At 40.5% G+C, this 13,211-nt stretch carries 12 protein-coding genes and 2 pseudogenes; 10 read left to right on the top strand and 4 right to left on the bottom strand.

All coding sequences use genetic code 11. The annotated features are described in order from the left end of the window. Positions 1-47 precede the first annotated feature (47 nt). Entirely contained in the window at positions 48-1,466 is a 1,419-nt protein-coding gene (gene atpD / locus MVE64_RS12040) for a F0F1 ATP synthase subunit beta (protein ID WP_098795466.1), read from the top strand. A gap of 25 nt (positions 1,467-1,491) precedes the next feature. Then, entirely contained in the window at positions 1,492-1,890 is a 399-nt protein-coding gene (locus tag MVE64_RS12035; RefSeq protein WP_247346646.1) for a F0F1 ATP synthase subunit epsilon, read from the top strand. Between the two features lie 90 nt (positions 1,891-1,980). Here MVE64_RS12035 and MVE64_RS12030 read toward each other — a convergent pair whose 3' ends face one another. After that, the gene (locus tag MVE64_RS12030; protein ID WP_247346644.1) at positions 1,981-2,478 is read right to left on the bottom strand and encodes a hypothetical protein; all 498 of its coding nucleotides are present in this window, start codon (positions 2,476-2,478) and stop codon (positions 1,981-1,983) included. A 445-nt stretch (positions 2,479-2,923) separates the two neighbouring features. On the opposite strand from MVE64_RS12030, the gene MVE64_RS12025 reads away from it, so the two are divergent. From MVE64_RS12025 to spoIID, 4 genes are all read left to right on the top strand, one after another. Next, positions 2,924-3,154, top strand: coding sequence for a DUF1146 family protein (locus tag MVE64_RS12025; RefSeq protein WP_247346642.1), 231 nt, complete (start codon positions 2,924-2,926; stop codon positions 3,152-3,154). Positions 3,155-3,301: 147 nt separating this feature from the next. Continuing rightward, a complete protein-coding gene (locus tag MVE64_RS12020; protein WP_247346640.1) occupies positions 3,302-4,030 on the top strand; it encodes a YwmB family TATA-box binding protein in 729 nt (242 codons plus the stop codon). A 32-nt stretch (positions 4,031-4,062) separates the two neighbouring features. Then, positions 4,063-5,367: a UDP-N-acetylglucosamine 1-carboxyvinyltransferase gene (murA, locus tag MVE64_RS12015; RefSeq protein ID WP_247346639.1), complete on the top strand. Its 1,305-nt coding sequence runs from the start codon at positions 4,063-4,065 to the stop codon at positions 5,365-5,367. A gap of 1,866 nt (positions 5,368-7,233) precedes the next feature. After that, positions 7,234-8,259 (top strand): stage II sporulation protein D, encoded by a 1,026-nt coding sequence (gene spoIID, locus MVE64_RS12010; RefSeq protein WP_247346638.1) that lies wholly within the window; start codon positions 7,234-7,236, stop codon positions 8,257-8,259. Between the two features lie 21 nt (positions 8,260-8,280). On the opposite strand, the gene MVE64_RS28125 is transcribed toward spoIID, so the two are convergent. Together MVE64_RS28125 and MVE64_RS12000 are read right to left on the bottom strand one after the other, a co-directional pair. Beyond that, a complete protein-coding gene (locus MVE64_RS28125; protein WP_425594009.1) occupies positions 8,281-8,394 on the bottom strand; it encodes a VanZ family protein in 114 nt (37 codons plus the stop codon). After that, positions 8,386-8,609, bottom strand: a pseudogene (locus MVE64_RS12000) (VanZ family protein); the annotation flags it as partial. The pseudogene MVE64_RS12000 and the gene MVE64_RS28125, both read right to left, overlap by 9 nt. A 186-nt stretch (positions 8,610-8,795) precedes the next feature. Here MVE64_RS12000 and spoIIQ point away from each other — a divergent pair. Beyond that, positions 8,796-9,734: a stage II sporulation protein SpoIIQ gene (gene spoIIQ / locus MVE64_RS11995; RefSeq protein ID WP_247346636.1), complete on the top strand. Its 939-nt coding sequence runs from the start codon at positions 8,796-8,798 to the stop codon at positions 9,732-9,734. A gap of 32 nt (positions 9,735-9,766) precedes the next feature. Here the strand turns inward: spoIIQ and MVE64_RS11990 are convergent, their stop codons facing one another. Continuing rightward, the gene (locus MVE64_RS11990; protein ID WP_247346635.1) at positions 9,767-10,171 is read right to left on the bottom strand and encodes a VanZ family protein; all 405 of its coding nucleotides are present in this window, start codon (positions 10,169-10,171) and stop codon (positions 9,767-9,769) included. A gap of 208 nt (positions 10,172-10,379) precedes the next feature. Between MVE64_RS11990 and MVE64_RS11985 the strand changes: the two genes are divergently transcribed. The 3 genes and pseudogenes from MVE64_RS11985 (at position 10,380) to MVE64_RS11975 (ending at position 12,617) form a co-directional block, all read left to right on the top strand. Then, positions 10,380-10,562: a hypothetical protein gene (locus MVE64_RS11985; RefSeq protein WP_247346634.1), complete on the top strand. Its 183-nt coding sequence runs from the start codon at positions 10,380-10,382 to the stop codon at positions 10,560-10,562. Between the two features lie 14 nt (positions 10,563-10,576). Next, positions 10,577-10,879, top strand: coding sequence for a DUF4212 domain-containing protein (locus tag MVE64_RS11980; RefSeq protein WP_247346633.1), 303 nt, complete (start codon positions 10,577-10,579; stop codon positions 10,877-10,879). A gap of 89 nt (positions 10,880-10,968) precedes the next feature. Beyond that, positions 10,969-12,617: pseudogene (locus tag MVE64_RS11975) on the top strand (sodium:solute symporter family protein). The last annotated feature ends 594 nt before the right edge of the window (positions 12,618-13,211 follow it).

Genomic DNA, 13,211 nt, shown 5'->3' with positions numbered 1-13,211 from the left:
TCGGACTATTCTACAATGCTTTTTTACGCAAGATAGGAGGGAAAACGATGAATAAAGGACGCATTACTCAAATTTTGGGTCCGGTTGTTGACGTAAAGTTCCAGAGCGGTCAACTACCAGACATTTATAATGCCCTTACAATTAAAACAGAAGCGAATGATAACGAAGTCGCTATCGACCTTACATTAGAAGTTGCCCTACATTTAGGTGACGATACTGTTCGTACAGTTGCGATGTCTACAACTGACGGTCTTGTACGTGGAGTGGAGGTTACAGACACTGGTGCACCAATTTCTGTTCCTGTTGGTGATGTTACATTAGGTCGTGTATTCAACGTATTAGGTCAAAACATTGACTTAGATGAGCCGATCGCTGCAGAAGCACGTCGTGATCCTATTCACAGAGCTGCTCCTAAGTTTGATCAACTTTCAACTGAGGTTGAAATTCTTGAAACTGGAATTAAAGTAGTAGACTTATTAGCACCTTACATAAAGGGTGGTAAAATCGGTCTATTCGGTGGTGCCGGTGTAGGGAAAACTGTATTAATCCAGGAGTTAATCAATAACATCGCTCAAGAGCACGGCGGTATCTCTGTATTCGCTGGTGTAGGTGAGCGTACTCGTGAAGGAAATGACCTTTACCACGAGATGACTGACTCAGGCGTTATCAAGAAAACAGCAATGGTATTCGGTCAAATGAATGAGCCACCTGGTGCACGTATGCGTGTTGCCTTAACTGGTCTTACAATGGCTGAATTCTTCCGTGATGATCAAGGACAAGACGTTCTATTCTTCATGGATAACATCTTCCGTTTCACTCAAGCAGGTTCAGAGGTTTCTGCCCTACTTGGACGTATGCCATCTGCCGTTGGTTACCAACCAACATTGGCTACAGAAATGGGTCAATTACAAGAGCGTATCACATCTACTAACGTAGGTTCTGTTACATCAATTCAAGCGATTTACGTTCCAGCCGATGACTACACGGATCCGGCTCCGGCAACAACTTTCGCTCACTTAGATGCAACAACGAACTTAGAGCGTAAATTATCTGAGATGGGTATCTATCCAGCGGTGGATCCTCTTGCTTCAACTTCACGTGCATTATCACCTGAAATCGTTGGAGAAGAGCATTACGCTGTAGCTCGTCAAGTACAACAAACGTTACAACGTTACAAAGAGCTTCAAGATATCATTGCAATCCTAGGTATGGATGAGCTTTCTGAAGAAGATAAATTAACAGTTGCACGTGCTCGTCGTGTTCAATTCTTCTTATCTCAAAACTTCCACGTTGCCGAGCAGTTCACTGGCCAACCTGGTTCATATGTTCCTGTTAAAGAAACAGTTCACGGGTTCAAAGAGATTCTAGAAGGTAAGTACGATCACCTTCCAGAAGATGCGTTCCGTCTAGTTGGACGTATTGAAGAAGTTATTGAAAATGCAAAACAAATGGGTGTAGAAGCCTAATTTTGGGACCTAGGAGGGTATGAGTATGAAGACAGTATTAGTCAATGTCGTTACTCCCGATGGCCCAGTTTACGATGCAGACGTAGAGATGGTGAGTGTAAAAGCTCAAAGTGGTGAACTTGGTATTTTACCAGGACATATTCCTATGGTTGCTCCATTACAAATTGGAGCAGTTCGCCTAAAGAAAGGGAGCAGCACTGAATTAGTTGCTGTGACTGGCGGCTTTATCGAAGTACGACCTGACAAGGTAACAATTTTAGCTCAAGCAGCTGAAACAGCAGAGCATATTGATACAGCTCGTGCACAAGCAGCTAAAAAACGTGCTGAAGAACGTCTAAATCAAAAAACAGACAATATCGATTTTAAACGCGCTGAGCTTGCACTACAACGTGCAATCAATCGTTTAAACGTAACGAAATTTTAAAAAGGATGGTGCCTCGGGCACCATCCTTTTTGGTTGTATTGAGTTTTTTGAGTGAATTCTGCGTTTTTGTGACCGGGTTCTACCTAGCGATTACTTACTTTTCATACTCATTCGCGTATATCGCTTAAACAAGACTTGTTGACTAGCATCTTTATGTGAAAGATAGAAATGAGGAAACAGATTTTCAAAGTATTGATGAAAACGTCCATAACGGATGCCCATTACATATTTTTGATCTGCATAAGGATATTCTTCGACAATCCACTCAGCAGCTCCATCATGATGTGTGACTAATACCTCACATAAATAAAAGCTCATGCATGTTTCAAACTCTTCAATTGTTATTTGTATGTCAAATAAATAGTTATTTCGAATTAATTGAAAATATAATTCCTCTAAAGTAATGAGACTTTTAGGCGAATAATCAAGAAGAACATCATACTCTTTTGCCATTTCATTTAACAGCTTAAGATGTTCTTCGCGATGTTCGTAATAAAAAGCCTTCGCGGCGTAAAGATTATCAAAGAAAGGTAATGTTGAAGCATACTCTTGGATGGTATCGTGGTTGTTTTCAAAATTTAATTGCATGTTCTGCCCCCTTCTCCCTGTTGAAACCTATATATGTCTCAGCAGAATCTGCTGCTTCTGAAGTATAACACAGAAAATGGCTTGGAAAATCTGTAACAATTTTTTCATAAATGAGGAAGTAAGTGGATGATAAAAGGTAGTAAAATAGAAAGGTGAGCCTTTTTTGGCCTGCAGTTTCTAAATCGGCCTTAGCGTGTTTTTTGTAAAAGTAAAGACAGAATACGTTAAATTTTTATTAAAAGAAAAAATCAATCATGTTACATGGAAAGGTCAATATACTATTCAAGGGTATATATCACATCAAGAAAAAAAGATTGATTTTTTAGCTAATATAGGTCATTTTGAGGTTGTTTTTAGCAGGAAAACAGGTATGATTTATATTGCTCTGTGTTTTTTTGCAAAATAAAAAATAATCCCTGTAAATGGATTATTGGAGGGGTGAAGCATGCCCGACTATGGACAACTGGCCTTAATAAGTATGGTTGTACACCTAGCTTTCATCGCAGTAACTTGGTGGGCCTTACAAGCGTTAAACATTGAAAAATGGATAAAAGCGGGCAAAGTCATTCAAGCGAAGGTACTTCTTATATTATTAACCATTAGCATTGGATCATTAGTAAGTAATTTTTTCCTTGATTATTTATTATGGTCACAACAACTTCCATCACTTTTTTAAAAGAAAACGTTGGTTTATAGCTGGTCTTAAACGGGAAATAGGTACATATTGATCGTTTGACAGAATTGTCTATTATTGACGACTTTTTCCACGTATGGACACTTTTTATCCGGTAACAATGTTACTAAGGAGAGGAAGTGGCCGTGTATGAGATATAAAGGGATAGGAATTATGGTTTTAATGTTGTCAATACTTTTTAGTTTCTTGGCAAATCACATTGGAGCAACTGAACGTCAATCGAAATTACTTCAAATTGCTAAAGGTATGGAACATCAAGATATTGACATCAAAGAATGGTCTTTATATGCTAAACAGGTTGTCAGCAATCAATCAATCGATGAAGTGAAACAAATGACAGACCAATACCGTCAATTTAATTGGACGTTCTCAGAGGACGATAACGTTTATAAAGCGATTGGTGTTTTTAACAATAGAGAGAAAAATGTGACAGAAAAGCTTCAGATTTTAAACACCCTCACAAACAATCAATCACAATCGTATATCCTTTATGAGGTTAAGGGTGTAAACTCACAAAAAAATTGGAACAACATCAACGACTACTTCCAAACAAATGCTTTCGACATCTTTCATGAAAAACCTACAATTTTTGCTTGTATGGCAGGAATCATTAATGATAATATGGAAGGTGTTTTGAATCAAAAATCAAAAAACTTGTTAAAAGAATTTGAGGCGAAACCGGTAGAACAACTGCAGGAACCAGATTTTCTCTCGGTATCGGCTAAAACCCCTATATGGGAAGATTACATTCCAACAGATGAAAACAACATGAACATACAAATTGCATTAAGAACTGACGGATTGGGCGGTAAAACTACGGTCGTTATAGGAACACCAATCATTACGTCTGAATATTAATATAGAGAAATTGGGACGCGGAGGGGAATACTTTGGAAAAAATCATCGTCCGCGGCGGTCGTAGGTTAAACGGTACTGTGCAAGTTGAAGGAGCAAAAAATGCCGTTCTACCAGTTATCGCTGCATCATTATTAGCAAGTGAAGATAAAAGTATCATAAGTAATGTGCCTACGCTCTCCGATGTGTATACAATTAATGAAGTTCTTCGCCATTTAGGCGCAGATGTCCATTTTGAAAATAATCAAGTGATTGTAGATGCATCAAAAGAGCTATCAACGGAAGCACCATTTGAATATGTAAGAAAGATGCGTGCCTCTGTACTTGTCATGGGAGCACTTCTAGCACGTAATGGTCATGCACGTGTTGCATTACCTGGCGGCTGCGCAATTGGCTCACGTCCAATTGATCAGCATCTAAAAGGCTTTGAAGCAATGGGAGCTTCGATTAAAGTTGGTAACGGCTTTATTGAAGCAGAAGTAAATGGAAGACTAAAAGGTGCTAAAGTTTACCTTGATTTCCCAAGTGTTGGTGCAACAGAAAACATCATCATGGCAGCTGCTTTAGCAGAGGGAACAACGGTACTAGAAAACGTAGCAAAAGAACCTGAAATCGTTGACTTAGCGAACTATATCAATGCTATGGGTGGTAAAATCCGCGGCGCCGGTACAGGAACAATCCGTATTGAAGGTGTGGAAACTCTAAAAGGTATTAACCACTCAATCATTCCTGACCGTATTGAAGCAGGTACGTTTATGGTAGCTGCAGCAATCACAGGCGGAGACGTTCTTGTAAAAGGAGCAATTCCAGAGCATTTAACATCTCTTGTTGCAAAAATGGAAGAGATGGGCGTTAAAATTGTTGAAGAACAAGAAGGTTTACGTGTCATCGGACCTGAGAAATTAAAATCTGTAGACTTAAAAACAATGCCACACCCAGGTTTCCCAACAGATATGCAATCGCAAATGATGGCATTGTTACTATGCGCAAACGGAACTAGCATGATCACAGAAACAGTTTTCGAAAATCGCTTCATGCACGTGGAAGAATTCCGTCGTATGAATGGAGATATCAAAATAGAGGGACGTTCTGTTATCATCAATGGACCTGTAAAGCTACAAGGTGCAGAGGTAGCAGCAACTGACCTACGTGCTGGTGCGGCACTAATTCTAGCTGGATTATGTGCAGAAGGCCATACACGTGTCACTGAACTAAAACACCTAGATCGTGGCTATGTAAACTTCCACGAAAAGCTTGCATCAATCGGCGCAGATATCGAACGTGTAAAAGAAGAAATCACAACAAAATCTGATCAGCAAGCAGCTGTATCATCAGATTAATATGCCTTCATAAAAGGAGCAGGAGTCAGCAATGGCGCCCTGCTCCTTTTATTTTTATAAGTACGCATAACATTCACAAATATGTAAAGAAATTAATTCTTTTTACGACTTTACTAGAATACCTTTATTTGTTGAAGATTATACGTGCAATTTTATAAAACTTTGGTGAAAAGTAAGTGAAAGAGATTTTATAGGATTACAAGTGGTTTTGGGAGATAGGTTTTAATTTGGTGGGTTGATGATTGGGACAAGGATTGGGGTAGGAGGCTGTATTGTGGTTCGATGCAGTGGGAATTGGGATAAGATTAGGTGCAGGAGTGGTGATTATGTTTCGATCAAGAGAGAATCGAGACGAGGATATGTGAAGGAGTAGAGAGCGTGTCCCGATACAGATCCAATCGAGACATGAAAAGGTGAAGGAGAGAAGATCCTGTCTCGATCCAGCGCCAATCGAGACAAGAAAAGGTGAAGGAGAGAAGATCCTGTCTCGATTCAGCGCCAATCGGGACAAGAGTAGGTGAAGGAGAGAAGAACCTGTCTCGATCCAGCGCCAATCGAGACAAGAGTAGATGAAGGAGAGAAGAACCTGTCTCGATTCAGTGCCAATCGGGACAAGAAAAGGTGAAGGAGAGAAGATCCTGTCTCAATCCAACGCCAATCGAGACGAGTAGGTGAAGGAGAGAAGAACCTGTCTCGATCCAGCGCCAATCGGGACAAGAGTAGGTGAAGGAGAGAAGATCCTGTCTCGATCCAGCGCCAATCGGGACAAGAGTAGGTGAAGGAGAGAAGAACCTGTCTCGATCCAGCGCCAATCAAGACAAGAGTAGGTGAAGGAGAGAAGAACCTGTCTCGATCCAGCGCCAATCAAGACAAGAGTAGGTGAAGGAGAGAAGATCCTGTCTCGATCCAGCGCCAATCAAGACAAGAGTAGGTGAAGGAGAGAAGAACCTGTCTCGATCCAGGGCCAATCGGGACAAGAGTAGGTGAAGGAGAGAAGATCCTGTCTCGATCCAGCGCCAATCGGGACAAGAGTAGGTGAAGGAGAGAAGATCTTGTCTCGATCCAGCGCCAATCGAGACAAGAAAAGTTGAAGGAGAGAAGATCCTGTCTCGATCCAGCGCCAATCGAGACAAGAAAAGGTGAAGGGGAGTAGATCCTGTCTCGATCCAGCGCCAATCGAGACAAGAAAAGATGAAGGAGAGAAGATCCTGTCTCGATCCAGCGCCAATCGAGACAAGAAAAGGTGAAGAAGATTAAATCCTGTCTCGATCCAGAGCCAATCGGGACAAGAAAAGGTGAAGAAGATTAAATCCTGTCTCGATTCAGCGCCAATCGAGACAAGAAAAGGTGAAGAAGATTAAATCCTGTCTCGATCCAGCTCCAATTGAGACAAGAGTAGGTGAAGGAGAGAAGATCCTGTCTCGATCCAGCGCCAATCGAGACAAGAAAAGGTGAAGGAGAGAAGATCCTGTCTCGATCCAGCGCCAATTGAGACAAGAAAAGGTGAAGGAGAGAAGATCCTGTCTCGATCCAGCGTCAATCGGGACAAGAGTAGGTGAAGGAGAGTAGAACCTGTCTCGATCCAGCGCCAATCGAGACAAGAGTAGATGAAGGAGAGTAGAACCTGTCTCGATTCAGTGCCAATCGGGACAAGAAAAGGTAAAGAAGATTAAATCCTGTCTCGATCCAGCGCCAATCAAGACAAGAACAGGTATTGTAAGGAAGCTTCTGTCTCAATCCCCTCCAACCCTTGTCCACCCCTACAAAATATTAAAGCTGTCCCCACTTTTTCCAGTCATAATTGCTTGTCCACGACCATAAGATGAACTATAGACATTCTACTCAACCTATTTATTGGAGGTAAACATGAAACAAGTTAAACCAGTTCTCTTTGCACTTGGAGGGTTATTTTTCATTATTCTTCTGATTCCAACTCTTCTCGTTACACCGTTTATGGAGCAATCAAAAGGCAAATTAGGTGAGGAAATAACGGTTAGCAAAAGCGAAGTTCCCGTTTTAGGTGAATCACCGTTGGATGTGCCAGTATATAGAAGTCAAGCGAAGGTCGTGGAAAACGTTCCGTTAGAGGAGTATGTGATAGGTGTTGTGGCTTCTGAGATGCCAGCTGAATTTGAAAAAGAGGCATTAAAGGCACAAGCACTTGCCGCAAGAACATATATTACAAAGCAATTGATGAGTGGCAAAAAATTAGGTGTTCCAGAAGGGAATGCTGTTGTAACAGATACGGTCATGCATCAGGTATATAAGACCCCCGAAGAGCTAAAAGCAGCTTGGGGAGATGATTACGCACGAAAAATGGAAAAAATAACAGAGGCTGTAGCAGCAACTCAAGGTCAAATTCTTACATATGATAATCAGCCGATTGATGCCAGCTTTTTCTCCACTAGTAATGGATACACGGAAAACTCTGAAGCCGTTTGGCAGGAGCCGATTCCTTATTTAAAAAGTGTAGAAAGCACATGGGATGAAAAATCACCGAAGTTTTATGAGAAAAAAATCATTGCAATATCTCAGTTTGAAAAACTATTAGGGGTAAATCTTAATACATCAAGCGGAACAATTGGGAAAGTTACCGAGCTAACACCTGGGAAACGCGTAGCTAAAGTTGAGATAGATGGGAAAGAATTTACCGGTACAGATGTGAGGGATAAGCTGGAATTAAAATCAGCAGACTTTACATGGGAAATTAAAGGCGACTCCGTTGTAATCGAAACGAAAGGCTATGGTCACGGTGTTGGTATGAGTCAATACGGAGCAAACTTTATGGCTGAATCAGGAAAAACATATCAAGATATTGTTGCTTATTATTATAATGGAACAAAGGTATCGGAAGCCGAGCCTTTCTTAAATAAATATACAGCAAAACAATAAAGGAGCAGATTCTGCTCCTTTTTACTTTTTAAAAAACTTTCTCTTCGCAATATAATAGGAAACTAGCACTCCAATTGTATCCTTCACAAAATCAATCACAGTAGCTGACCTTGCTGGAACAAACGACTGATGAATCTCATCTGTTAGCCGTATAAAATAGCAATAGCGGCTGCAATCCAGCTCGTACGCTCTGTCCAACGTCCATGAGCCATGAACGCAAAGGCAATTAACCAATAGAGAATGGCAAATTCAATAAGATGCAACGATTCTTTTAAAAGCGTATCAAACGAAAATGGTGTGTTCACAATAGCATCCGCTGGGAAGCTTGAGAGCGTCCAGATCAGCGCCATATATAGTAGAGGTAACAGGGTGAAGATGACTTTCTTCATATACATAAACTCCTTTAGTTAAAAAACTTTCACATTCCATACATATAATTATAAACAAGACACATACTAAAGTTTAAAAAAATTTTTTTGAAGATGTGTATATAATTCAGAAAATCTGTTCAAACTGATTTCTGAGGTGATGATAGAATGAGAGAGGAAGAAAAGAAACGTACTTCTCAAAACAAAGTTCAACAATTTTTCAGAAAACGTTGGGTATTTCCGGCAATTTACCTAATGAGTGCAGCAGTTATCCTTACGGCAGTATTATGGTATCAAAGCATCAGCAATGATGTAGCAGAAGATTTAAATGGCAACAATACAGAAGATCTTGCATTAACAGACAATCAGCCTGAGGCAGTTGAAGTTAACGCAACAAAAGAAAACTTTGCAATGCCAGCAATTGATCCAGATGCTGTAACAGTTGTGAAAAAGTTTTATGATGAAAATGCTTCAACAGAAGATCAAGAAGCAGCTCTTGTATTCTATAACAATACGTATAGAATGAACAAAGGAATCGACCTAGCAAGAGAAGATCAAAAGCAATTTGATGTTGTTGCATCACTAAGTGGTACAGTAACAAAAGCTGAAAAAGATCCAATTCTAGGTTATGTAGTAGAAATTGAGCATGAAAACGATGTGGTAACAGTTTATCAATCATTAGCAGAAGTAAGTGTTCAAGCTGGTGATAAAGTCGAGCAAAACGAACTACTTGGTAAGTCTGGTACAAATCTTTACAATGAAGAAGATGGCAACCACGTACACTTCGAGGTTCGTAAAGCTGGAAAAGCTGTTAACCCTCTAACTTATATGGACAAGCCGGTAACGTCTGTAGAAGCTGTTGAAGAAGAAACAACTGAAGAACCTGCAACAGAAGAAGAAGTGAGTGAAGAAGCGCCAGCAACTGAAGAAGAAGCTAGCGAAGAAGCTCCAGCAGGTGAAGGTGAAGAAACACCAGCAAAAGACGATGAAAAGTCTGAAGAAGAAAAAGCTCCAGAATCAGATAAAAAAGACGCTGAAAAAGGAGAAACTGAAGGTAGCGAGGAATCAACTCAACCTGAAGCTTCAAATAGCACATTAAATTCATAAGGATAGCCGTCTATACGGGGTTGAACTCAAAATTAACTAGAGATCAACCTCGATTTTTTTATTACGATATATCCTAAAAAACCAATGCCTCCACCTGCAACATTTAAAATAAGATCATCCACATCAAACGCCCCAACCCGAAAGAAGAACTGAGCTAACTCCACAGACAAAGAAAGTAAGAAAGAATACCCCAATACTCTTGTAAAAGTCATGACGAAAATGATAGGCAACAAAAAGCCAAACGGAGCAAAAGCCAGCATGTTTCCTATAAACTGATCTGTCAAAGCTAGTCCGTCAAAAGAATAAAAATACTGCCCAATTGTTTGAAAAGGAATGAAGTTATAAGATACGGCCCCTTCAACCGATTTTCGATAAGCGGAAAAAAATAGAAGATAAAATAGGATTCCTATATACACGGCAAAACAAATAGTAATCATGATTTTTTTCATACTTTAAAGGTAACAAATTTTATAGGTAATTTGAAACCATTATTTCACAGTGTTCATTTAAAAATTCTAAAAATTACGAAAAATGTCGAGAGAAAGATATCTCAATTTCCTTATTTTGTATTGACCGGTCAGTATGAAAACATTCATAATAATAACTGTTGAATGATAACGCTTACAAATAGGAGGGTTGCTTATAGTGTTCACATTACTATTTATTCTTGCCTTAACTGGATTTAGTTTGTTCTTATGTTTACGAAAACGAAAACCTCAGTTTTTACTCATCCCGGTCTTAACACTACTACTCTACTTCATTGTTCAAATTGCACTTGTACCTGCATCGTTTTTAGACACAATCAAATTTATTTTTAGCTTATCTTAATCGGAGGTGGCTGCATGAAAAAGATTGATAAAAAAGTAGCTGATGCTTATTTCAAGGAGCGCACAAGAAATATTGTGATTTATTTAATCATCGGGGCACTTTCCTCGTTTGGTGTTGTGTTATTTGCTGAGTTCTTTAGTGGATTCACCATTAACGGCTTCCCGTTCCACTATTTTATGGGTGCTCAAGGGGCAGTTGTCGTCTTTATTCTTTTATTGTTTATTAACGCAAAGGTTAGTGACTCAATCGATCGAAAATATGGGATTGACGAAAGTAAAAATGAACAGCTTAGTGCTGGTAAAACGTTAGATCATTAAAAACAAACATTTATAAAAGGGGATCATATAAATTATGCACTGGGAAATGAGCAGCAAGGGGAGTGCTCATTCACAAAGGGGGAAATAAGTTGGACGCTCAATTTTTAGTATCTCTCACAATTATTCTATTAACATTCGCTTTATATATCGGAATTGCTGTTTACAACACAGCAAAGCAAACATCTGACTTCTATGTAGCAGGCCGCGGAGTCCCACCGATTTTTAACGGAATGGCCATCGGTGCCGACTGGATGAGTGCTGCATCCTTCATCGGGCTTGCCGGTACAATTATGTTACTTGGCTATGATGGATTGGCATATATTATGGGGTGGACAGGGGCTATTTGCTTCTTACATTCTTATTAGCACCACAGCTAAGAAAATACGGTCGATACACGGTACCAGAGTTCATTGGTGACCGATACAATTCCCACACCGCACGTGTTATTGCCGCCATTTGTACGATCATCATCAGCTTCACGTACTCAATCGGTCAGCTTTCCGGTTCAGGGGTCGTGATCGGGCGACTTTTTGAAATCGATGCAAAAATAGGAACGATGATTGGGGTTGTTCTTATTGCCTTCTACGCTGCCTTTGGAGGGATGAAAGGAATCACTTGGACTCAAGTGGCACAGTATATCATTTTAATTATTGCGTACTTGATCCCGGTTATTTTCATGTCTTTACAAATCACAGGAAACCCAGCACCATGGTTATCCTACGGGAAAATTGTAGAGGAAATGGGTGAGCTAGATCGTCAACTAGGTATCTCTGAATATTTTGCGCCATTTACAAACGGTACGAAGTGGCAGTTCTTAGCCCTTATGTTCACATTAATGGCAGGAACAGCTGGTCTTCCACACGTAATCGTTCGATTCTATACCGTTTCAACAATGAAAGCAGCGAGATGGTCAGGAGCATGGGCAATTTTGTTTATCGGACTTTTATATTTATCTGCTCCGGCATACGCAGCATTTTCCCGCTTTATTTTAATGACACAAGTAGCAGGACAAAAGCTATCTGAATTACCGGCATGGACAACATCATGGGTTAATACTGGAAAGCTCCAGCTTGCAGATGGCAACGGAGATGGTATTCTTCAATGGAATGAACTGATCATTTCAAATGATATTGTCGTTATGGCAACACCGGAAATTGCGAACCTAGGAATGTTCGTTATCGGCTTAGTCGCAGCCGGCGCTATGGCAGCTGCTCTTTCAACAGCTGGTGGACTGATGATTGCAATCTCGTCTTCGTTTGCACACGACATTTACTATCGTGTCATGAAGCCAAACGCATCAGAAAAGAACCGTTTAGCAGTTGCACGTTGGTCCATTGTTATTGCAACTTTATTCGCTGGTATTATCGCCTTAAACCCACCAGGAGCTATCACGCAAATTGTTGCTTGGGCCTTCGCTCTCGCATCAGGAACCTTCTTCCCAGCTCTCTTAATTGGAGTATGGTGGAAACGCTCTAACACACCAGGTGTCATCTCAGGAATGGTTGTCGGTCTTGCCGTCACACTCATCTACATCTTTGCCAGCAAATACGGTGGCTTCACCATCGCAGGCATCATCGACACCGGCGCAGGAATCTTCGGCGCCACAGCAGCCATCCTAACAAACGTAATCGTATCACTCTCAACCAAAGCACCATCCATCAAAGCACAAGAAGAAGTACTCAACCTACGCTACCCTGAGCAGATGACGTACAAAGATGGGGAGGTCTGGATGGACTAGAGAGGTACCGGCTCTGCGGAGTTTTGGTGGTGCCTGTCACTTCCCGAGTTTTCTTGTTTCACATAGTGTTTCACACGCCCGAATCAGAAGTTGGTTCGGGTTTTTTGGTGCCTGTCACTCCCCGAAATTTCTTGTTTCACAATAGTGTTCCACATTTGCACATCTTGTGATCGCATGATGCTGCTAGGCACCACTCAAGAGCTATAGAGCAGTGATAGAGTGATATATGATATAGAGGGGTAGTCACATAAACAATAATGTAACAGGGCCCCTAAAAGGTATCAAAAGCACCACCGCTACGCACTACCAATCTTTCATCCATCAAACAAAAAAATCTCCAAAAATAGAAATAATCCACTGACTTCCCTAATACACTATTAGAGTGTGTTTTTCTTATACCTCGCGCTTACTCTCAAACATCGACAAATTTCTCGGGAAATAATTCACCCAGCCACTATTTCCTTTCACCTCGGAAAAAGATCAGATTAAAAAAACAACCTCCAAACCCTCAGATTTCCTGTCCTAAACGGGTGTTTTTGAAAAAAATTTAAAGAATCCCTTGTCCCACTTGAGTTTTCTTGCATATATCTTAAT

This window comes from Metabacillus endolithicus, from assembly GCF_023078335.1.
Taxonomy (GTDB): domain Bacteria; phylum Bacillota; class Bacilli; order Bacillales; family Bacillaceae; genus Metabacillus; species Metabacillus endolithicus.
The sequence above is the reverse complement of the archived record's forward strand: the minus strand, read 5'-3'. Positions and strand labels throughout refer to the sequence as shown.

What these genes read in the sequence shown, in the direction of transcription:
- MVE64_RS12030 (WP_247346644.1), bottom strand. Translation starts at nt 2,478, where the DNA reads ATGCAATTAAATTTTGAAAACAACCACGATACCATCCAAGAGTATGCT.
- MVE64_RS11990 (WP_247346635.1), bottom strand. Translation starts at nt 10,171, where the DNA reads ATGATTACTATTTGTTTTGCCGTGTATATAGGAATCCTATTTTATCTT.
- spoIID (WP_247346638.1), top strand. Translation starts at nt 7,234, where the DNA reads ATGAAACAAGTTAAACCAGTTCTCTTTGCACTTGGAGGGTTATTTTTC.
- MVE64_RS11980 (WP_247346633.1), top strand. Translation starts at nt 10,577, where the DNA reads ATGAAAAAGATTGATAAAAAAGTAGCTGATGCTTATTTCAAGGAGCGC.
- atpD (WP_098795466.1), top strand. Translation starts at nt 48, where the DNA reads ATGAATAAAGGACGCATTACTCAAATTTTGGGTCCGGTTGTTGACGTA.
- spoIIQ (WP_247346636.1), top strand. Translation starts at nt 8,796, where the DNA reads ATGAGAGAGGAAGAAAAGAAACGTACTTCTCAAAACAAAGTTCAACAA.
- MVE64_RS12035 (WP_247346646.1), top strand. Translation starts at nt 1,492, where the DNA reads ATGAAGACAGTATTAGTCAATGTCGTTACTCCCGATGGCCCAGTTTAC.
- MVE64_RS12020 (WP_247346640.1), top strand. Translation starts at nt 3,302, where the DNA reads ATGAGATATAAAGGGATAGGAATTATGGTTTTAATGTTGTCAATACTT.
- MVE64_RS12025 (WP_247346642.1), top strand. Translation starts at nt 2,924, where the DNA reads ATGCCCGACTATGGACAACTGGCCTTAATAAGTATGGTTGTACACCTA.